The organism is Synechococcus sp. SYN20 (assembly GCF_014279555.1).
Taxonomy (GTDB): domain Bacteria; phylum Cyanobacteriota; class Cyanobacteriia; order PCC-6307; family Cyanobiaceae; genus Synechococcus_C.
This window is the reverse complement of the sequence record NZ_CP047959.1, coordinates 294,888-315,584: the sequence shown is the minus strand read 5'-3', so window position 1 is coordinate 315,584 and position 20,697 is coordinate 294,888. Positions and strand designations below refer to the sequence as shown.

General features: G+C 49.2%; 15 protein-coding genes and 1 pseudogene. 6 read left to right on the top strand and 10 right to left on the bottom strand.

Translation table 11 applies throughout. The annotated features are described in order from the left end of the window. Positions 1-31 precede the first annotated feature (31 nt). The 4 genes and pseudogenes from SynSYN20_RS01555 to SynSYN20_RS01540 all read left to right on the top strand — a co-directional run bounded on the left by SynSYN20_RS01555 (position 32) and on the right by SynSYN20_RS01540 (position 4,893). Positions 32-1,068, top strand: a pseudogene (locus tag SynSYN20_RS01555) (SAM-dependent methyltransferase). Continuing rightward, a complete protein-coding gene (locus SynSYN20_RS01550; protein ID WP_186524460.1) occupies positions 1,068-2,132 on the top strand; it encodes a Glu/Leu/Phe/Val dehydrogenase dimerization domain-containing protein in 1,065 nt (354 codons plus the stop codon). Before SynSYN20_RS01555 ends, SynSYN20_RS01550 begins: the two are co-directional and overlap by 1 nt. Further along, complete coding sequence (locus SynSYN20_RS01545; protein ID WP_186524459.1) at positions 2,129-3,316, top strand: FAD-dependent oxidoreductase; 1,188 nt, start codon at positions 2,129-2,131, stop codon at positions 3,314-3,316. Before SynSYN20_RS01550 ends, SynSYN20_RS01545 begins: the two co-directional genes overlap by 4 nt. 20 nt (positions 3,317-3,336) lie before the next feature. Then, positions 3,337-4,893 carry a BCCT family transporter gene (locus tag SynSYN20_RS01540; RefSeq protein ID WP_186524458.1) on the top strand — a complete coding sequence of 519 codons (1,557 nt, stop codon included), beginning with the start codon at positions 3,337-3,339 and terminating at the stop codon, positions 4,891-4,893. Positions 4,894-5,024: 131 nt separating this feature from the next. On the opposite strand, the gene SynSYN20_RS01535 is transcribed toward SynSYN20_RS01540, so the two are convergent. From SynSYN20_RS01535 to fabI, 9 genes are all read right to left on the bottom strand, one after another. Beyond that, the gene (locus tag SynSYN20_RS01535; RefSeq protein ID WP_186524457.1) at positions 5,025-5,408 is read right to left on the bottom strand and encodes a response regulator; all 384 of its coding nucleotides are present in this window, start codon (positions 5,406-5,408) and stop codon (positions 5,025-5,027) included. A 116-nt stretch (positions 5,409-5,524) separates the two neighbouring features. After that, positions 5,525-6,445, bottom strand: a complete 921-nt coding sequence (locus SynSYN20_RS01530) for a helix-turn-helix domain-containing protein (RefSeq protein WP_186524456.1) — start codon at positions 6,443-6,445, stop codon at positions 5,525-5,527. Between the two features lie 912 nt (positions 6,446-7,357). After that, the gene (locus SynSYN20_RS01525) at positions 7,358-8,725 is read right to left on the bottom strand and encodes a sensor histidine kinase KdpD (protein ID WP_222929748.1); all 1,368 of its coding nucleotides are present in this window, start codon (positions 8,723-8,725) and stop codon (positions 7,358-7,360) included. Positions 8,726-9,110: 385 nt separating this feature from the next. Continuing rightward, positions 9,111-11,264, bottom strand: coding sequence for a hypothetical protein (locus SynSYN20_RS01520; RefSeq protein ID WP_186524454.1), 2,154 nt, complete (start codon positions 11,262-11,264; stop codon positions 9,111-9,113). 670 nt (positions 11,265-11,934) lie between these two features. Then, positions 11,935-14,574 carry a vanadium-dependent haloperoxidase gene (locus SynSYN20_RS01515; RefSeq protein WP_222929747.1) on the bottom strand — a complete coding sequence of 880 codons (2,640 nt, stop codon included), beginning with the start codon at positions 14,572-14,574 and terminating at the stop codon, positions 11,935-11,937. A 174-nt stretch (positions 14,575-14,748) separates the two neighbouring features. Continuing rightward, complete coding sequence (locus tag SynSYN20_RS01510; protein ID WP_186524452.1) at positions 14,749-16,248, bottom strand: carotenoid oxygenase family protein; 1,500 nt, start codon at positions 16,246-16,248, stop codon at positions 14,749-14,751. A gap of 73 nt (positions 16,249-16,321) precedes the next feature. Continuing rightward, positions 16,322-16,927: an imidazoleglycerol-phosphate dehydratase HisB gene (gene hisB, locus SynSYN20_RS01505; protein WP_186525373.1), complete on the bottom strand. Its 606-nt coding sequence runs from the start codon at positions 16,925-16,927 to the stop codon at positions 16,322-16,324. Between the two features lie 54 nt (positions 16,928-16,981). Next, positions 16,982-17,839 carry a bestrophin family ion channel gene (locus SynSYN20_RS01500; RefSeq protein WP_186524451.1) on the bottom strand — a complete coding sequence of 286 codons (858 nt, stop codon included), beginning with the start codon at positions 17,837-17,839 and terminating at the stop codon, positions 16,982-16,984. Positions 17,840-17,886: 47 nt separating this feature from the next. Further along, the gene (gene fabI / locus SynSYN20_RS01495) at positions 17,887-18,669 is read right to left on the bottom strand and encodes an enoyl-ACP reductase FabI (protein WP_186524450.1); all 783 of its coding nucleotides are present in this window, start codon (positions 18,667-18,669) and stop codon (positions 17,887-17,889) included. A gap of 110 nt (positions 18,670-18,779) precedes the next feature. Between fabI and SynSYN20_RS01490 the strand changes: the two genes are divergently transcribed. Together SynSYN20_RS01490 and SynSYN20_RS01485 are read left to right on the top strand one after the other, a co-directional pair. Beyond that, positions 18,780-19,715, top strand: a complete 936-nt coding sequence (locus tag SynSYN20_RS01490) for an FAD-binding domain-containing protein (protein ID WP_186524449.1) — start codon at positions 18,780-18,782, stop codon at positions 19,713-19,715. Next, complete coding sequence (locus SynSYN20_RS01485; RefSeq protein ID WP_186524448.1) at positions 19,715-20,143, top strand: hypothetical protein; 429 nt, start codon at positions 19,715-19,717, stop codon at positions 20,141-20,143. Before SynSYN20_RS01490 ends, SynSYN20_RS01485 begins: the two co-directional genes overlap by 1 nt. On the opposite strand, the gene SynSYN20_RS01480 is transcribed toward SynSYN20_RS01485, so the two are convergent. Beyond that, complete coding sequence (locus tag SynSYN20_RS01480) at positions 20,140-20,670, bottom strand: hypothetical protein (protein WP_186525372.1); 531 nt, start codon at positions 20,668-20,670, stop codon at positions 20,140-20,142. The two genes, SynSYN20_RS01485 and SynSYN20_RS01480, sit on opposite strands and share 4 nt — an antisense overlap. Between the last annotated feature and the right edge of the window lie 27 nt (positions 20,671-20,697).

Here is a 20,697-nt window from a genome sequence, read left to right as displayed (position 1 = left end):
TGTACGGTGCCCCTTGCTACTGACGAGGTCTATGGCCATCGCCATGACCACGGGTTACAGCGCGCAAACCGAGGGCGCACGCCTCTGCATTGATGCCGCCTCGGACTGGGCCCTGACTTGTGTTGATCAATTAACGAACGATTCCAGCTACGTGCTGATGGATTACGGCGCTGCCGACGGCGGCACCGCTGTTGGGCTGTGGTCTCAGGTTTTGGATCGGCTGCACAAACGCCAGCCCAAAGCCCACCTCACCTTGATCGGCAACGATCTACCAAGCAACGACAACGTTGCCCTAGCCGAAAACATTGCCAAGCAGCTGGGTCGCCCTCCCAATCCCACCGTGCTGGTGAGTGCTCGCAGCTTCTATGAGCCCCTAGTGGCCCCTGAGACCGTGAGTTTTGGCTTCTCAGCCACAGCCATGCATTGGTTGAGTGAATCCCCTGGCCCCCTCAACACGCACACCCACGTGCTCGCCTCAGACGACAAGGAGGCCCTTGAGCGCTTCACGGCGCAAGCGATGAAGGATTGGGCCAGCGTCCTCGAACTGCGCAGCGTGGAGCTCGCCGTGGGCGGCCGCCTGCTCACCGTGAATTTGTCCCGTGATGAAGAAGGCCGATACCTCGGTCATAACGGTGGAGTCACTCGCAACGTTCATGACCAGCTGCATCAGATCTGGCGCAGCCTGGCTGATGAAGGCGTGATCACGAAGAGATCTACCGCAAGGGAACGATCCTGAACTTCTACAAGTCTCCGGAGGAGTTCATGGCGCCCCTCAAGGACAAGACTTCAGCGGCCTACCTCAATGGCCTCAGGCTCGTTGATGAGCGCACGGTCCACGTGCCCTGCCCCTATCGCAAGCGTTGGAACGAAGACGCCGACACCGCAGCTTTCGCCGAAGGACTGATGGCGACGATCCGTAGCTGGAGCCGCCACAGTTTTGCCTCCGTCGCTGGAGATGCAACAGCGGATCTCGTGTATGAGCGCTTAAAGCAGCGCATTGCAGCCTCCCCAGAGGAGTGGAGCCTCGATTACGTGGAGCACCACCAGATCATGGAGCGTGTGGCCTGATGACCATGGCCTCTCTGCAATCCGCCGGCGCCCCTGCGGTGTCGGTGTTGGCTCAACATGTCTCCGATCATCTTTCGGTGTTTGTCGTAGCCGAAAGCAGCGATACCGGTAAACCCGCAAACGGCGGCCTGCGACTGCTCAATTACTCCAGTGATGAAGCCTGCATCGCCGACGGGCATCGGTTGGCCAGTCTGATGACCCATAAGCACGACCTCTATGGGACGGGCTTCGCTGGCGGCAAAATTGTCGCCAGGGCTGCGGAGCCCGCCGCCGTTAAAGATGAGTTGATCAGCGTCACCGCTGAGCTTCTCCAATCTTTGAATGGCGCGATGATTACCGGGTGTGATCTCAACACAAGCCTGGAAGACATGGAGCGATTGATGTCGCTCACACCCCATGTTTTGGCCGCCGTTGGAAGCCCAGTGGATGCAAGCGCCGCCACCGCCTTCGGAACAGTGGGTGCCGTTGAGGCGGTGCTCGCTGAATCTCTGACAGAGGCTATGCCAGGCAAGGCCCTGGTGCACGGATGTGGAGCCGTGGGTGGAACGGTGGCGAAAACCTTGATCCAGCACGGCTGGGATGTCTTCACCGTTGACATGGACCCAAAGCGGGCGGGACTCCCTGGAGCGACACCCCTTCCACCCAGTAGTGCGTGGTGGGAACAGGAACTCGACCTCCTCTTGCCCTGCTCCATCTCAGGCCTGATTGACCCAGAGATGGCCAGCGCGATGCAGGTGAAAGCGATTGTTCCAGCCGCTAATGCGCCTTTCCAGCAGCCCGAAATTGCCGATGATCTGCGTCGACGCAGAATCCGCGTCCTGCCCGATCCACTCGTGAATGCTGGCGCGGTCATTGCCGACTCGATCGAGCGCTTCTCGCCTGATGATTGGGGTCAAGCCACACCCCAGCAGGTGTACGACTTTGTGCGTCATGAAGTGCGTCAGCGCGCCACTGATTTCTTAAAACAACGAGGAGATGGCCTCACTGTCAGTGACGCTCTGGTTGAAGTTGCCGCCCACACCGGTAAAGATCCCATAGGACTCAGTTTCGGGATAGCCGCATGACATCCACATCTCTCCCTTCAAGCGCAGCAGTGGTGATCATCGGAGGCGGCATGGCCGGCCTCAGCTGTGCAGCATCACTCGCTCGCCGAGGGATCAGCGACGTGATTCTTCTTGAAGGCAAAACGCTGGCCCATGCGCGAGCCAGCAGCTTCGGCGAAACGCGAATGTTCCGGGAAATGTATTCCGACCCAGTGCTCTGCCGTCTGGCGCAGGAAGCCAATCGCCTTTGGCGGGAAGAGGAAACTCATGCGGGGGAAATTCTGCGTGACACCCATGGACTTCTTTTTTACGGCGAAAGCTGGGATGAGGAAACGATCGAAGGATCGATCCCGGGAGCTCGGAAAGTCATGGATGATCAGGGCATCCCCTACGAAGCCCTGAGTGCCGCTCAGATTACCGAGCGCTTCCCGCTGAAACCCAAGGCCGATTTCACTGGATTGTTCGAACCCACCGCTGGTGCCGTCCGCAGCGACAAAGTGATTGCCCATTGGGTTCGCACGGCCCGTACTGCTGGCCATCAGCTCGTCGAACACAGTCCGGTTAGCAGCATTGATGCCGATGGCGGTGGCGTCACCCTCAAAGGCGGTCATCACATCAGTGCAGGGCATGTTGTTGTGGCCTGCGGCATCTGGAGTCAACTCCTGCTGGCCCCATTAGGACTGGCTCCAAAACTGGAAATCTGGCCGATGCTCTGGGCCCATTACACCGTGGACCCAGCTCTCGCCAGCCGCTACCCCCAGTGGTTTTGTTTCCAAAAAGAGCGCGGCGATGACGGAGGCCTCTATTACGGCTTCCCCTCTCTCAGTACTACCGCTGATGGGCGTCCTCGCATTAAAGCCGGGATCGACTGGTCTCCCAAGGAGCTCCGCGTCGCTGAACCCAACGCCATGTGCACCGAAGCGCCTGCCCGCCTCCTGGAACTCCTGGACACCTTCCTGTTTAACGAGCTAGACGGCGTGCAAGAACGGGTGGAAACGGTGATGAGCCCCTATTCCATGACCAGCGATGTGAATTTCGTCTTGGATCGGCTCACGCCGAAATTGAGCCTGTTTGCCGGCGGATCCGGCCAATCCTTCAAGTTTGCGCCGCTGATTGGTGATTCACTCGCCCGTCTTGCCAGCGGCGATCAACCCGCTGCAGACATCTCCTGCTGGAGCCACCAACGCGACGCCGTCCGCGCCTGAACCTTTTCTTCTGAACAACATTGTCTGAATCCCCCACGACAAAACGCTCCTCGCTGAGCCAGCCACCCCTTTGGGTTGGTGCGATCCCACTGCTGATTTTCCTGCTGGTCTCCGCCATCGATCTGGCGTTAGCGAAGCACTTCACGGAAACCGGCAAAACCATTGTCAGCCATTCGCTCGGGGGGCTGTGGCAATGGATGGTGATGCTTCTGTTCCTGATCGCCATCGCCATTGCAATCAGCCCGGTTGGGAAGCTCCGCCTTGGGGGAGCAACAGCCAAGCCCAGTCTGAAATTTTTCGATTGGTGCGCTGTCTTGATTTGCACCCTGCTCGCGGGCGGGGGTGTGTTCTGGTCTGCAGCTGAGCCGCTATACCACTTCCAAACACCCTCACCAGTCTTTGAAGGGGTGGTGGGGAGCACGGCAGCTGCCGTGGATCCGGCTTTGGCGGTGAGTTTTCTGCACTGGGGCTTCCTCGCCTGGGCGCTTGTGGCCACCACCACCACGATTACCTTTTCGATTTTGGAACAGCGGGGCGAACCGCTGCGGCCTCGCACTCTCCTGGTGAACATCCTTCCCAAGGGTTGGGTGAACGGCCCAATCGGAGATCTTGCGGACGGCCTTTCCGTTGTTGCGGCCATCGCCGGCACCGTTGGCCCTTTGGGTTTCCTGTCGCTTCAACTCAGCAATGCAGCGGGACAACTCCCGTGGTTGAGTGACAGTGCAGGACTTCAGTCGCTTGTCGTGGTCCTGCTCACAGCAGTGTTTGCTACATCCACCGTCAGCGGCATCCAAAAAGGGATTAAGTGGCTATCGGAACTTAACGTTTGGCTCACTCTTTTATTAGGGGCTGGGTTGCTGATCCTCGGACCTGGCATTTGGCTGATCCAACATTTTTTCAGCGGTTTTTGGACCTACCTGGTGCATCTGCCTCAGATGGCTTTGATGCCTCGAACAGACGTCTCTGAACCGTGGTTGGACAGCTGGACTGTTTTTTATTGGGGTTGGTTTTTGGGCTATGCACCACTCATGGGTCTGTTCACGGCCGGAGTGAGCCGCGGCCGCAGCATCCGTGAATTGGTCTTAGCCGTTGCGATCCTCTGCCCGATCGTGACCAATATCTGGTTCACCTTGCTTGGTGGAACTGGAATGAACCTGGAGCTCGGAGGCGCAGGCATCAGTGAAGCCCTAGCGCAGAGCGGGGCGGCTGCATCCTTGCTGGCCATCCTGAGCGCGCTTCCCCTCTCAGGCCTGCTGATCCCAATCGGGCTCATGTTGGTGGTGCTGTTCATGTGCACCAGTGCCGATTCGATGAGTTACGCCGCCGCCATGGTAGTGAGCGGACGCAATGAGCCATCGCAGCGGTTGCGGCTGTTCTGGGCCTTGATGATCGGCAGCCTCACCCTGGTGTTATTGAGAATCGGTACGGGATTAGGTGACAGCACCTCGATTGATGCCCTGCAAGCGTTCATCGTGATCACAGCAGTGCCTGTCACACCGCTGGTGTTGTTCACGCTATGGAGCGCTCCAAGGCTCGCTTTCAAGGAATGGCAACGCAGCGGTCAAATTACAGAGTGAGCGGTAACGGACTATAAATACGAGAGAAACTCAACATCAAAAGAATTGAAGAACTAAGCTAAAATCGAATGAGACTACCAGGATTCCAGGCATTAAAGGCCTCTCCCGAATAGAAACAAATAAGGTCGCAATTAAACCGAATACTTACCCAGGACAGTTTCAAGAGAATCGAAAAAGTCGGATTTAATAATAAAATCATTAGCGCCCGCAGCAAGAACCTGCTCACGCATAGCGGGATCACAAAGAGCTGTGACTACAACTATAAAGCCTTCAAATCCCGAACTACGCAGCCTTTCAACGCAATCAATTCCACTCATAGTAGGAAGGATTAAGTCCAAGAAAATAACAGAAGAGTCTGAAATTTTCGTATTATCAAAAAGTTCGAAGGGGTTTGACAAAATCAGCGCAGAAACTCCTATGTCAGCGAGCTCAGCTTTAAGAGCATCGCGAACACGAGGATCATCATCGACAAAAATGAACGAATTCGAGCGAGTGGAAGAATTAGATGAAGTCACGCAAAAGACCAGGAAAAGGACAACTATGCAACAATATTAAACCAAGACCGACCTTATTGCAAAACCAAAAAGGAATCGCAGTTAAACAATACATAGGATGACAATTAATAAAAGAATTAAAACCGACGTTGGCGCGTATTACGAGGCAACTCGCCAAATAAATCCTTGTATTTTGCAGAAATCCTTCCACAATGGCGAAGGCCAACTTGATCACAAGCATTTCCTACTTCCTTACCCTGCAACAAAAGATCATGCAGCCGGTTCAAGCGGAGTTCCATAAGAGCTTGCAGAGGAGTCTTACTCATAACCGTCTGGAAAGACACCTGAAGAGTGCGAGACGAGACACTACATTCGATACAAAGATCCCTAAGAGATATCTCTCTCTTGATATTAGCTTCCATATACGCAAGGGCAACATCCACATGTATATTCTGAGGTGGATCAGAAGAAGTCTTTGGCAGAAAATCTGATGATAGGCCAACCAAAGTAGCCAATAAAGAAACAATCGAACCCTCAAGAGGCTCTAAAAGTCGCAAATCAGAGAGATCATCACCAATGGAAGAAAACTTTAATAGTTGCTTAGAACAGGCAAGAATCAATTGCTCATGGTCAGGAATCGTATCTTGAAGGCTTAAGAGGCTAGGCAAGAGAGTACCGTGGCTTACAGCTTCGTCTAAAAGAAATTTGGCCGATAATCTGTAAACGTATGCAGCAATAGTGTCAGAATTTGGAATAATTTTTATTGCTTCCCCAGGAAGCAATAAAAAAGCGAAACGATTGGGTGACATGAAAATTTCTCGTGAACCTGCGACTCCCCGAAAAGATCCAGTCGCTGCTATACAAAAACAAAAAGAATCTTCTGGATTAATCGCTAATATACGAGATGCATTTTTTAATTCAATTTTCAATATTGAGATTGTTTTTCCAATATAATCAGCACCAGTAACACAAGGAGATGGACTAGATTCGCAAGGATCCACACGCATGCGCGAGTCAAAAATCCACGGCTCAATTTCCTTATTAACCTGGAATGTCACAAGAGATGAGAGTCAAAAGTCCTACTGAGGCAGAAAAGTGATCTCAAGATCACCTTTCTTGTAGTCTGATATTAGTGCATTCTCACGGCAATGACCTAGAAATTTCTCTTGATCAACTGCGTTTCCCGACACCCTGTAATTACAGAGATGAAAAGCAAGAATCATTCTTGGCGCGCTTGCAACTCATGTCATGATGAGGGACAAGCCTGCTAATACGAATTGCTTCGCCAAAGAGAACTCACACAGGGCCATGAACAATGAAAAGCATCCAAAAATACAAAAAACGAATGTAACAAGTAACGCCTTACAACTAAACCCTTAGCATAATTCGCAAAGGCTTTCACTGAAAAATCACAAAAGATTCAATTAAAATAAATATCCAGCCTGACTCTAGGCAAATATCAACCCATATCATAATACAGACTATTCTTACTATTAAGAACCCTCTTTAATTAATTCTGACACACCTAGCTCATCGCAGTGAAAAACATCCTAGAAGTCAAAAAGCTTAAACAATTAACTGCACCAAGATACGCCCCACTGTCTCCGACGAATCCATGAAAAATAAACGAAGCGAATCCCAAACAGAATAATTTTATTGTAGGGGTAGGAGTCCCTCACCTTAGAGAAGAGCTTGCTTGATCAACTATATCGTAGGCATCTAAATCAATGCAATATAACCTGAAAGGGAAAGAAAGAAGGCCCTAATATAAAGAAGCGACCAAAAACGTGAAACGACAGATCGGACTAAAAGAAGAGCGCATGAAACATCATCACACACCATAAAGGTCATGAATACTGCAAAAATCAAGACGATACTAGAATCTTTTGTAATACACTTGGCAAGCACAAGAGCACTTCTTTCTGCAAGAATTAGCCCACAAAGAAACAACAGTCTATTGGGTTCATGGGTCAGCCTGAATACAATGGAACCGTAATTCTCATCGTAGTTCCACTATCGTCTGATCTCAATACGCGCACATTTCCATTCATTAGTTTCATCAATTCGGCCACAAGAGCTAGGCCAACTCCAGAACCAGAAACATCACACACACCCTTAGTCCCTCTTTTAAATGGTTCAAAAATAAGCTCATGCTCTTCTTCTGCGATACCATGACCAAGATCAATGATATCAAAATAAACATTAGCCTCATCAAGAGAGATTGACAACTTAATTTCAGAATTAGCTGGCGAGTACTTATGAGAATTCTCTATGAGATTGCAAATACATTGCCGCAGTCTGTTATCGTTTACCAGCAGGCTAATCTGAACTGGATCAGAAATGTCTTTAGCATAAATAATTTTACAGCAATCGCTCCACGGCAATAATGCGATATCACTCTCTAAATGAACTAATATTCCCGACAAGCTTAGAACTTCCAAATCAACGTGCAAACTTCCAGATTCACTTCGTGCTAACTCAACTAAATCCCTAATCAAATAATCTGCTGACTTAACTTCAGAATTAATCGACTCAAGAAGAGCTTTATCCTTATCGGAAAGATTCTGTAAGCGACGCGAAAGTCGGCGTGACGAGCTTCCGATCAAGGCTAATGGAGTAATCAACTCATGACTGACTGACCGAGCAAACAAAAGCTGCTGAGTCCAAGCCTTTTGCAAACGATCTGCAAGATTATTATACGAAGCAATGATTCCTAAAAGTTCTGTAGGCTCAGATTCCAAATCTACACGCTCACTAGAAACAATTCCAGAGGCTCGCAGGCTTACATTATCCATCATCTTCTCAAGTCTACTCAATGGAAACAAGCCAACCGTTAAAACCTTCCTAATGTATAACGAAGAAAAAATCACAAGAAGTGCCCAAATCAACAGAAGCGAATAAATATTTTCTCTTCTAACGGTTGGATTAATACCAACATCCTCCAAAAAGCGAAGAACTCCTTGACCATCTGGCAAAGGCATAGAGCAAGTAAAATAGGTTTTCCCGTTAAATTCGAAACTGCGAGGCTTTTGCATTCCTGGCGAATTTACACCAGCTTTTTTTAAAAGCTCGCTATTCTCTAAGAATTTACTAACAGCAGTGTTTTGGGGGAAAATAGGATCCTTGTCTGGTCTACTCAACCAAATCACAACACGCGTTGCCGAGAAATCATTCAATATATTTTTATATGCTTCATCGGAAATCTTTTGACTTGAACCTAATATTATTCCAGGCGAACTATCAATTGTTCTTCCTACTTCCTTTGCTGTAGCCATCACTAGACGCTCGTGACGTTGCAATCGATCCCTTTTAATCAATTGATCAGTTGAGATCAACAAGATCCCAGTGCTGATAGTAAAAGCCGCTACAAGTGACAAGCCAAGACGCCTTCGAATAGAAATCTGCGAACTTGGCATGTGAATTTTGAAGATTTAATCCAATATAGATAGTGATCAAAGTGTCTGCACAAGGCTGAAATAAAAGCTCTTCAAGAAGGGCTATGCAGTTCAGCAGTCAAGCACAGTTCGTCAGTAGGCAATAGTCTGATGGGTTTTTACCTGTTAGCGTTTGGCTGCGTCAACAAGGAGAACGAGACAGAAATCCTTCAATCAATGGAATTCCAAGAAATATTTGACCAATTCCAATCTCAAATAATGACAATGAGATCGCAAAACTTTTACACTAGTGATAATATGACCTATTAAAAGATCGCTAGAAGGGAAACTAGGCAAACCCTGATATGTCAAAGGCATTCGCGCTGTGGTTAGGACCAAATGCTGGATCTCCAGAGGCTATAAGCCCGGATGGGCCAAAATCGATCTGATTGAGATGTATTGAAGTGGAAGGCGTTGGAGATTGTATTCCATAGACTTCACCCGATAGGGAAGATAGGTTATCAATATAAACCTCCTTGACTGAAACATCTGCTGAACCCGAAAAAGTGAAACCCCTAACAGCGGCGCCATTGTAACCACCCAATTCCTGCTTAACGAAGCCCTTCTCCTCCGATGTGTAATTTCCATTAAAACCAGGCAGGCCAGAGGAGACGATATTACTAGCCGAAACATCTCTCCACACTCCTCCAGTAAGTGCATCTAGCTTAAAACCAATGGTTCCTTTGTTCACATGCACCATGTTATCCACATTGTAAATCCAGCCATTGTCTTCACCACCATCCACATCCAAAGATTCTCTCAATTGTGACAACGGTTCCGCACTTTCTGCCCAGTCAATAATATCAATACCAATTGAATTACGAGAGATATCAAGGAATGAGTTTTCGAACCAAAGCTCATGATTGTTCTGATGCTGGTGTATCGCTTTTGCAAGAATCAATTGTGCATCAGCAACCACATTACCATTGTAACTAGCATTTAATACATCAGTAGTATCAGCACTTGCATTCAAGCTCTGGCCATCTTGAGAGATCAATGTACTATAAACACCATTCTGATTATTCCGTAGCTGAAAAGCAGCACCAATAGGATCAATCACTGGATACTCTTGACCATCCTCAGCATTAGAGAGTACTGGAACTTCGATAATATGCGATTTCAAGCTTAACACATGTGTGTTTTTGATCGTTACATCTTTGGAAGGAGATTGAAACCCATCTTCAGGAGAAACGGGGAAGCCATTCACTTGCACCCCAACTGCGCCTACTAAATATCCATAAGAATTAGCCTCAACCAATCCAGTAGAATTACTGAACAGCTGATGATATTGACTGGTTTGATCAATTCGATTGTCACCTTCAACTATTATATCATCATAAACAGAATTAATAGCATCGCGTAGCGACTTTTGGATATCAAAGACTGACTTAATTTGCCCCTGAACGGTTAATGTTAAATCGGAATCAATAAGACCATCCCCGTCATTGGTCGCATCTTGAGAGGCCAGATAATCAATATATGGGATCAAGAAACGAGCGTTACTGAAGAATCCTAAAACAGGAACATCTGAACGATTAGAGGCCGTTGAATCAGTTATTTTCAAACCATCAACACCATTAAGAGCAACAGCTGCTACTTCAAAGTCAATAAAATCTACATTACGTATTTTTACGTTGCTATTACCATTCCCATGGATTCCATGATGAGAGGACAAGCCAATTATTCCATTTTTAATCGAAAGATCATGGGCAGACTTTGAACCATTCGGACCAAAGTCATGAGGGCCCTGATCAGAAATGAATGGAGCTCCAGCTGTTTCAATATTCGAATAGAACCTCTGCAATAATGCATGCTCTTCACTTTGTTGAATCGTATGCCCCTGCAAATCTAAAACCACATCATTGCTTGTAATTGCGAGCATTGAAAAGAAGCCAATTCCAAATGCTTTAGGATCATATTGATCGTCTCCGTACCCCAATTGGCTGGGTAGTGGCCTGCCCGCTAATGAGGCATCAAGTTTGTCGCCAACCTGTAAGCCCAAAGCCATTGCATCTAAGGGATTTCTGATGACTGTTCCTACAGGATTAGGGTTAAAAACCAGGTCTTCCATCACCAAATACTTCCCTGGCTTATCAATAAGCAAGGTGCCCCTATCAATATCCTCTTGATAAATATAATTAACGCCACCATCGGACGATTCACTCTCTGAAACTGTTATATCAACTGCCGAAGATTGGAGGACACTATCTTCTAATGAAGGTTTCTCCTCAAAAAATGCCTCGGGTACACTTTCACGACTAAGCCATGGAACAAGCTTAAGTGTATCATTGACCTGTAAAACCCTATGGGAATACTTAACGGATAAGAGGCGATTCTCAATTGGCAATAATCGTGACGAATCCGAAACAAGTTGATTAACAGCTCTAGCCTTACGTTTAAAAAAGCAAGACCAATGATAATTGTTTGAATTTGTTTTTTTCATGACTCACGAACACGTAACAATAATTCGCATATATAAAAGATAGGTTTTTAAACGCCAAGTGAACCCCATAACAGCACTCATTGCGCATTTGAGACAAAAGCCGATGACGATTGGTTGAGTATCACAGAGTGGAGCCTGCAAAGACTGGGCTTTTCCTCAAAACCCCTCTTAAAGCTGTGCACATAACGCAGTACACAAATTTTGATTGGAACGCACACGACTATAGGAGAAGTGGAAAGGCCCGGCCTTGCTTTCACATCTCTGAGGACCAATATATTAAGAAAAAACATCCTTCCTTATATAAGGATCCAAGCCGTTCAATCTGGTGTATCACGAGTCAATTTTTTAGTAACCATTTAAAACTAGCCACATTACTAACTTCTTCGAGTTCATGTAAATCGAAAAGATCGCGGCAATTGCCGCGCAGATATCAGAGGAAAAGCAATGGGGTTAAAATTTAGCGTTCTAAGATGATCAAATCCCAAGACTTGCACCAAGGAAGGCACAAGAGAATGGCCATGTGATATCTACCAAGGGATATCAAGATGTACCGGAGAAACAAGAACAAACTTCAGGAGACATAGCGCACAAAACAAATAACAAATAACAAATATGATGACTTACATCATAATATCAACTTGAACAAATGCGAGCAGCTTGATAACACTAATCACGCAAAAGTTGACAAATTGACATCGTCTAGCCCCCATGATCCATCCATTATAAACAAAGTACGTCCGTTAAGAGAAACATCTGTGAATGGCTCTATAGAAGATACTGCAAATTGAATATCTTCTATAGTTTCTCCTAGCTGAAAAATCTCTGAGTTCAACTCAATCCTCTCCATTGCTTGATAATCTCGCAACATTAATGATTCTGTTTCGTAAAACCTAAAAGTATCTATTCCTGAGCCTCCATAGACCTGCCACTGCGAGCCTCCTCTTACAGTTATTATATCTTTTCCACCAAACGCATACAATTGTTGAATCTTACTTGAGCTAACATCATCGGCAGGCAAACCAGTTAATATATCTGAATCCATGGTCCCAAAAATTTGAACTGAAAGCGGATCTCCATTCTCAGGAAGTAGACCCTTTTCAAGGCTATTTATCTTCTGACTATTCACCAGTCCAACCTTATTACCAATTACTTGTCCTTTAAGATCTCCATCTTTCTGATGGATACCTCCATAAATTCTTGACATTCCAGCTTGGGCGGAAGCTTCTGAAAAGTAAGTAGATGAAATAACGAGATCTTCACCAGAGCCTGGAATGCCGTCAAAACCATTAGCAGAATATTGAGAGTCATCGTCCTTTAGAGTTACTGATAAGTCAAACTGATTGCTTCCAAAAAAATCAATCAAAAAATAGTTGGCAGCGCTACTAAAAGACGAATGACCTGATGGTGTATCAGGAAAAGGTGGCGTTGGCAAAAAAGGGGCCCATCCACTTGCAAGTGTTCCGTCACTTAGTCTTGTATCAGGCTCATATTGGCGAATTGCTGTAATAGGCCGAACCGAATCATATTTATATTTGGTTGCCCAGGTAGCGATTCCCGCATCATACATAGATTGAGACACCCCAAAAGTAACCTTGAGAGACTCATCCAGATTTAGATTGCGACTTAAAGATAGATCGATGGTGTGATCAAGCCAGAGACCTGGAGGGAAAGCAGTACCATCTCCACCTTCATAATATTCAGCAATAGCTTTTTCTAATGGAGTGAGATTAATACCAATATCTCTGACTTCAATCAGTTGACTTATAAATGTAGAATTTAAATCACCTTGATCTGTATATGGTTTAACAATATCAGTTGGAATCAAATCATTAGTATTAATAGCAAATGGTATTACCTCCCCCCAATGAGGAGTCAGCGGATTCTGTCCCTCTAGAGGCTGCCAGAATGAATCTATTTTTGAATTCGGGTCCCCAGGAATAAAAACGCTTTGGGAGGGTTGATAGTCAGTAGTATCCTGGTAAAATTCAGCCTGATTAGAGCCATCTTTCAATGCATACTGATTAATACTTGACGAAATACTCTCTCCAATATTTGTTCCTATAGAGACAACTAAATTAGCAATTTTTTTGCCTAGCTTGGATATATCAGTAAGATTATTGTCCAATAGCTTTTGAGCAGTACCAACTAGAGCATCAGGAATTCCATCTTTAAACAACGAGGACTGTATTGCAGAGAACACATTGAATGCGGAAACGTCCATTACCACTTGGCGAATAGCGCTTTCGAGTATCTCCCTAACACTATTTCCAGAAGATTGGTATAGATATTTAAATTCAGCCAAGTCAATGCTTGAAATTTCAAAACCTTCAAGTAAAGCAATAAAATCTTCTTGCTTTTCCTGCTGATAGATAGAGCCTATAGCCTTATCCTCAAAGACTGCCCAAGCATCCCAAAGAGAATTACCGAGATAAGCAAAAAACCGGGAGCAGGGGGTGGGACCACTAGATGAAGCAGTCGCAAAATCCAATGCAAGACTATTCCATGCCAAAAGGTTGTCAGGTTTATCAAACAGACCATCTAAATTATCTAAATTTTGTATATCTAACAATAAACAAGCAGGCTGAATGTCTATTTTTTTAATTAGCGAATCAAAGCCCCCCAGAGCAGTGAAGATAGCCTGAGAATGAGCCCTGTTGCCTACTAACTCATCTATTAAACGCGACAAAGATGCAAACAACCTATCTGTATTAAGGTCATGGGAGAAACTATCAAAGAGCAAATCAATAGAAGAGCTAGCTGGCTGCATATCAGCCTCGGATTGAACTGTAAAAAGCTTCGTCAGAGTATCGATACCTGAGACTTGCGAGGATGCCTTTAAAGTGACGTCGATATTATTGCCTGCAGAGAAGATTTGGGGTTCAAGGAAAAATTCAACTGATTTTTGCTTAATATCACTACTTAACTCCAAGCCATGAGACTCTACCTCTATATCTAGGCCTAACTCCAAGCCATGAGACTCTACCTCTATATCTAGGCCTAACTCCAAGCCATGAGACTCTACCTCTATATCTAGGCCTAACTCCAAGCCATTAAATTCTATCTCGATATCACTATATAATACCAAAACAGCAGATTTAGTATTACTTTCACTACTAAAGCAGGTTAAAGCATACCTTGTTTTTTTGCCAATGATTAAGCATTCTCCAAAACTGGGCTCGCCTCGAATTGCATCCGAAAAAGCAATATTATAATAATTTTTTCTTGGCTGCTTACGCCAAATTGAATCCAAAAATGAGCTATATTTATAGATTATTCCGCTCTTAAGGGAAACAGGGATACCGATAATCAATGCTGTGCATCTTTAAGGTATAGGCAGATTAGCGCAAATTCAATACTTGCCAAGCCTTAATACCGCATAACTCAAACAGATGATTGTATGATTAACTACATTAATGCAAAGGCCACTGGTTGCAACCCTCCTTCAACATTTTCTGACTTGAGCCAAATTCACTTCAGCAAGCCCTCATTTATTCAATACTGATGATTCACACCAGCTTCCATGCAAGCCATGAGGTATAGCTAGTGGCAATTCCAACAAAGCAACTTCGCTGAGGTCTCGAGCATCGAGAATGTAGAGATCTGATGCAGATCTAGCTCCGTTCCAAACTAAATCCAACACCCAGCCATCATCTTCAGAGCTTGCATTTGGCCTAGGCACCATTAGCGGTTCACTGACGAAACCAGAGGGGGCTGCACTCCAAATGTGCCGTTCACCTGTTTGAAGATCAAGCTTTTTCACGACTTGCAATGGATCATTCCCCTGTTCTCGCGCAGCGGCCGCCATCCAGGCAAAGCGACAGGGAAGGCCTTCTTGATTGGGGTTAACCATCGCGAATTCACAACAGCGTTCGCTCAAGCGAGTGGTCTCAACCTTTGCAGAATCCAGATTGATGCGGCACTGCTCGAGCAAGCCCTCAGGGATGAGATCGAAATTCACATCAGCAAAATCTTGATCAGGACCGATCGAAGGAAAGTCGTTGTAGTAAATGCTCTCCACGACCACCTCTCCATCGTCTTCCCAGGCATTGAGGTGATGGAATACGAAGCCATCGGGAGCATCGATGACCCGTGGTTCTTGACCAGCGAAAACACCGCTATCTCTGGGGATCAACCAAAACTTGGCCTTCCCATTGGGATTGGACGTGAGGCATTGAGCCGCCCCTTTTTGTCCGAGCACAAAGGGGAGCGGATTGAAATTGATCGAATTTTGCAGAAACACCGCCCAATTGGGCGTGATGGCGAAGTCATGCAGGAAGGCAAATCCAGCAAACGTATCTCGGCGATCACTGAGCAAATCACCGGCTCGAATACCAGCCGCGGCATTGTCGGTTGTCGCAAATTCCATCAAGCGAACGGTGCTGCGAGGCCCGGTTTTCACTCCAAAGGTCACCATCCGCGGGTCACCGTGATGGCCAGGGTCGAAACGGGGGTGAGCACTGAAGGCCTCCCCTTTCTTGAGCACACCACCGAGAAGGGAAAGGCCTCTTGTCTCCAGGGTTTGCGGATCTAAGGCGTGGGGCTCAGCGGCTTCCCATAACGCCAGGAGATCATCTCCAAGCCGAACCACACTGGTGTTGGCAATATTTTTGAGCCGTAAATCAAAGGCGTTCGCCAGCGGCCCCCCTGGCTTTTGGCTCCCAAAAACACCACGAAACAGCACCTTGCCTGCAGACTCCTCAGCTTTCCAGCCACTGGTGCGCACAAAGCGGTTGCTGCAACGAACACCTTTCGCATCAAAGTGGAGGGCGGTGATCATTCCGTCACCATCGAACGGATGATGCACGCGCTGACCATCCCGTTCCAAACGGCCAGGTCCATTGCGATACAGCGAGCCGCGCAACGCATCCGGCACCTCGCCACGCACGGGCTTCAAGGGCACATCCGTGAGTTCTTCGTCCACGTTGCGGAAGGCACTGGACCATTCCGAGCGATTGAAACGAGCAGAAGCGGGTGCAACGGTCACTGGGTTACCCAGAGGCAATCACCATCCTCTCGTAACAGACCATGAAGCGTGGCCTTGAGGGAAGATCCGTTGGCTAGGAGCCACCTGCTTGCTCCAACACCCCCTTGCTGCTGGGCACCGATCCAGACCGGCGAGGGTCAATCTCAGTCGCCATGCGCAGCGCCCTTGCAAAGGCCTTGAAGCAAGCCTCAACGATGTGGTGGGAGTTCACCCCATCCAACTGGCGAATGTGCAGGGTGAGGCCAGAGTTGTTAACGACAGCCACAAAGAACTCTTTGACCAGTTCGGTGTCGTAAGTCCCGATCTTCTGCGTTGGAATCGTGAGCCCCCAACTGAGATGGGGGCGTCCGGAGCAATCCAGAACCACCTGCACTAACGCCTCATCCAGCGGTGCCACAAAGTGGCCAAAGCGGTAGATCCCACGACGATCACCCAGGGCCTTCGAGAGCGCCTGGCCAACGGCAATCCCAACGTCCTCATTGGTGTGATGGTCATCAATATGCGTGTCGCCACTTGCTGTGATCTCTAGATCAATCAGGCCATGGCTGCTGATCTGATGCAGCATGTGATCGAGAAAAGGCACACCTGTACTGGCCTGACACCGGCCGCTGCCGTCAAGCCCGAGCCGAACGCTGACATCGGTCTCGCCTGTAACGCGGTGAATCTCCCCAGTGCGCATGCGTTCTGGCGCCGCTTGACGCCCCGTGACTGACTTGATCATCGCGAATCACGTTCAGCGCAGCCAGGGCCCCTTGGTGGGGCAAGGTTGAGCCAGGGGGTCGAGTGGATCGGAGGCCCCCAGAAGATCGAAGCTGATCAGGTCACAAAATCGATCCATTGGCAAGGCGAAGCGGGCATCAACAAACGGATGCTCCAGGAAGGTGCCGATCCGCTCCGCCATCAGAAAAACGAGAAACACCAGCCAGCCCACGAGCGCTGTAGTGGTGGGGCCAATGGCATCAAGCTTGAGAAACACCAAATAGCCGTACACCCATGTCAAGGCCCGGATGAAAAACGTTGAGGACGCTGGAAGGGGCTGGTGACGGATCCGTTCCAAACCACCAAGGGCATTCGTGATTTCCTGCTGCACGCGTCCAAACTCACGGCTTTCAACGTTGTCGAGCCAACCGTCCTGATGCAGCTTGTACTGCTCCTTTGCCATGTGCTGAAGCAAACGTTGAACGCATGGATTTTTGAATCCAAGCTTCAGAGCGAGCGCCTGGGCTTGTGGAGCCAGCACTGTCGCTTCACGATCAAAGCCGCGCAACTCAGCATTTAGGCACCACATCAGCAGCACCACCTGCTGCAGAAGACGACGCCTCAATGACAGCGGCAACTGGCTGGGTAAAACACGCGTGAGCAAATCACGCCAGTTGCGACTTTCATTCACCAACGCCCCCCAGAGCACACGCGCTTCCCACCAGCGGTTGTAGGCCTGGCTGTAACGGAAACCAAGGAAAAGGCTGAGAAGCAAGCCAAGAACCTGCACCAAGGTTTCCGGAAGCAACGTTCTCGCAACCGTTACGTTCACAGGGAGGCTGAGCACGCACAACAACGTTGCGAGCAGCAAGCTCCTCCCCTGGCGTTTCATCAACCACCAGGAGAGCTGCAGATAATCAAGACATCCGCGCGGCCGAATCACATGCCATTGATGCAGTAACCAGCATCCACATAAATGGTTTGGCCAGAGATGCCACTCGACAAATCACTGAGCAAGAACGCAGCAGTGTTTCCGACTTCGTTTTGAGTGACCGTGCGGCGCAGTGGTGCCTTCTCCTCCACGTTGTGGATCATGTCGAGGATCCCTCCGATCGCAGAACTCGCCAGCGTGCGGATCGGACCAGCACTGATCGCATTCACGCGCACCTGCTTTTCGGGTCCAAGCTCAGCTGAGAGATAGCGAACGGAGGCTTCCAGAGCCGCCTTGGCCACACCCATCACGTTGTAATTGGGGATCGCCCGCTCAGCGCCGAGGTAGGTCAAGGTCACCACACCCGCTTTCTCACTGAACAACGGCTTGGCGTGACGACAGAGAGGAGCAAGGGAGTAGGCGCTGATCTCTAAGGCACGGGCAAAGCCCTCAGCCGTGGTGGCACTGAAGTCGCCCACCAGTTCTTCCTTTCCCGCAAACGCCAAACAATGCACGAGACCATCCAGCTGCCCCCACTTGTCTTTGATTTCAGCGAATACCGACTCCATCTGAGCGGCATCCTGAACATTCAGAGGCAAAAACAACGAGGGCTCTAATGGAGCCGTGAGCTCACGAACCTTGGTTTCAAATCGGCCCTTCTCATCAGGCAGATAGGTGATCCCGAGCTCGGCCCCAGCCGCCGCGAGCTGTTGCGCGATGCCCCAGGCAATGGAGCGATTGTTGGCGATGCCAGTAACAAGGATCTTCTTACCAGTGAGATCAAGAAGCATCAGGCCGCATCCCGGAATGGTTGATTCGAGCGATTCTCTCCCATGCCGGGGCACTCACGCTCACAACGACACATCGTCAGCATGGTGATGCGTTTTTTTGACATGCACCGGTGTCCAGGCTGCCGCACGCTGCGCCGCTCAGTTGGCCGAGCGAATCCACAGATCTGCCCCGAGATCTTCCTGAGCGCAAGGCGCTGAATGCCCTGTTAGCGCAACAGTTTCCAAACGCGTCCGGGGAGCTCAGTCCGATCCCAGGCGGTCGAGCGGCGGCTGAGCAGCAGCTCAATGCGATGGATGCCAAGCGCTACGGCCGCAGTCGCAACCATCTGAATGGCTCGGTCACACGCCTCTCGCCCTACATCCGCCACGGAATTCTCACGCTTGCGGAAGTGCGAGATGCCGTCTTCTCACAGCTGAAACACAGCAACCAAGGAAGAGATGCGGGCGGAAAACTGATCAACGAGCTGGGATGGCGCGATTTCTGGCAGCGGATGTGGCTCGATCTCGGCGATCGCATTCATGACGATCAGGAAGATCACAAAACTGGCCATGCCGCCAGTGAGTATCAGCAGGATCTCCCCGATGACATCCGGGAGGGACGCACACAACTGGCCTGCATGGATGGCTTCAGGAACGAGCTGGTTACCCAGGGATGGCTGCATAACCACGCGCGGATGTGGATGGCGGCCTACCACGTGCACTGGAGACGGGTGCACTGGCGTGCGGGGGCTGACTGGTTCCTCGAGCACCTTCTGGATGGCGACCCCGCCAGCAACCACCTCAGCTGGCAGTGGGTGGCCAGCAGCTTCAGTCACAAGCCCTACTTCTTCAATCGCCAAAACCTTGAGCGCTACAGCAACGGGCGGTATTGCCAGGAGTGTCCAAGCCACGAATCCTGCCCCTTTGACCTGAGTTACGAACAGTTGGAACAACAGCTGTTCAAGGTTCAGCCCGCCATCCGTGAGGGGACCACAAGGCGCTCATCCCGGTCCAGCTCACGGTCAAGTCAACGCCCCAACTCAAAGCCCAGTACCCAGCGCTTTTAATGGACTCCCGCAAACCAATCCTCTGGGTGCATGAAGAAGCCCTGGGACCCGCCAACCCCGCGCTTCAGGACTACCCCAACACACCAGGACTGTTCGTCTTCGACGACGCCTGGATTCAAGACCAATCCATCAGCCGTAAACGCATCGGTTTTTTGTACGAATCCGCTTTGAGCCTTCCGCTCACCCTGCGCCGAGGTGATGTGGCGCATGAGGTGCTGCGTTTCGCCCAACGCCACGGAGCCGACGCTGTGGTCACCAGCACCATGGTGGATCCCCGCCTCCAACGCATTGCTGCGGCTATTGATCGGGAGCTTCCTCTCTGGATGCTCGATCCCGATCCTTTTGTGAACTTACCCAAACCTCCGCGACTGGGCCGCTTTAGCCGCTACTGGCGAGAGGCCGAAACTGTGGTCTGGAAGGGGTTTTAGTTCTCCTTCAAAAGCTTGTCCTCACGCTCTTTTTCCTCAACAGGATCGGTAAGAAGGTCTGGGTATTCCAAGGCCGGAAGGCTTACAGGCGTCAGCTCTGATGGCTTCAACGGTGGTTCAAGCCATTGCCAACGCGCCTGAGGAGCTCGGAGCTTGCACAACGCCTCTAGCTCCTGCTTCAAGGTATTGCGAACCTCTCTCCGATTCACTGCGGCAAAAAACTCTGAGCGGGGCGCCAAGCCCGAACTAAATGGAGCACTGCCGTTGCCATTGAATAATCGCGCCGGGTCTGGAAGCCAGCGCGGTGCACAGACGGCTGGATCGCTGGTATCGGTTTCTAAGTAGAGGTGAACCCCATAGCCATCGGGTTGACTGACGACAGCGAGTCCGTCATGGGGAGTGTTGCGCTGCAGCGGAAAGATTTTCCAGGTGGTTGCTTTCTTCTGCGCGCAGGCGCTCAACAGTCCTGCCATGACCACCATTGTCAGCACCCGCTCCATCAACTCGATCCCTCTTTGACAGGTCATTCTGGCCGGCCCAGGATGGCGAGATCC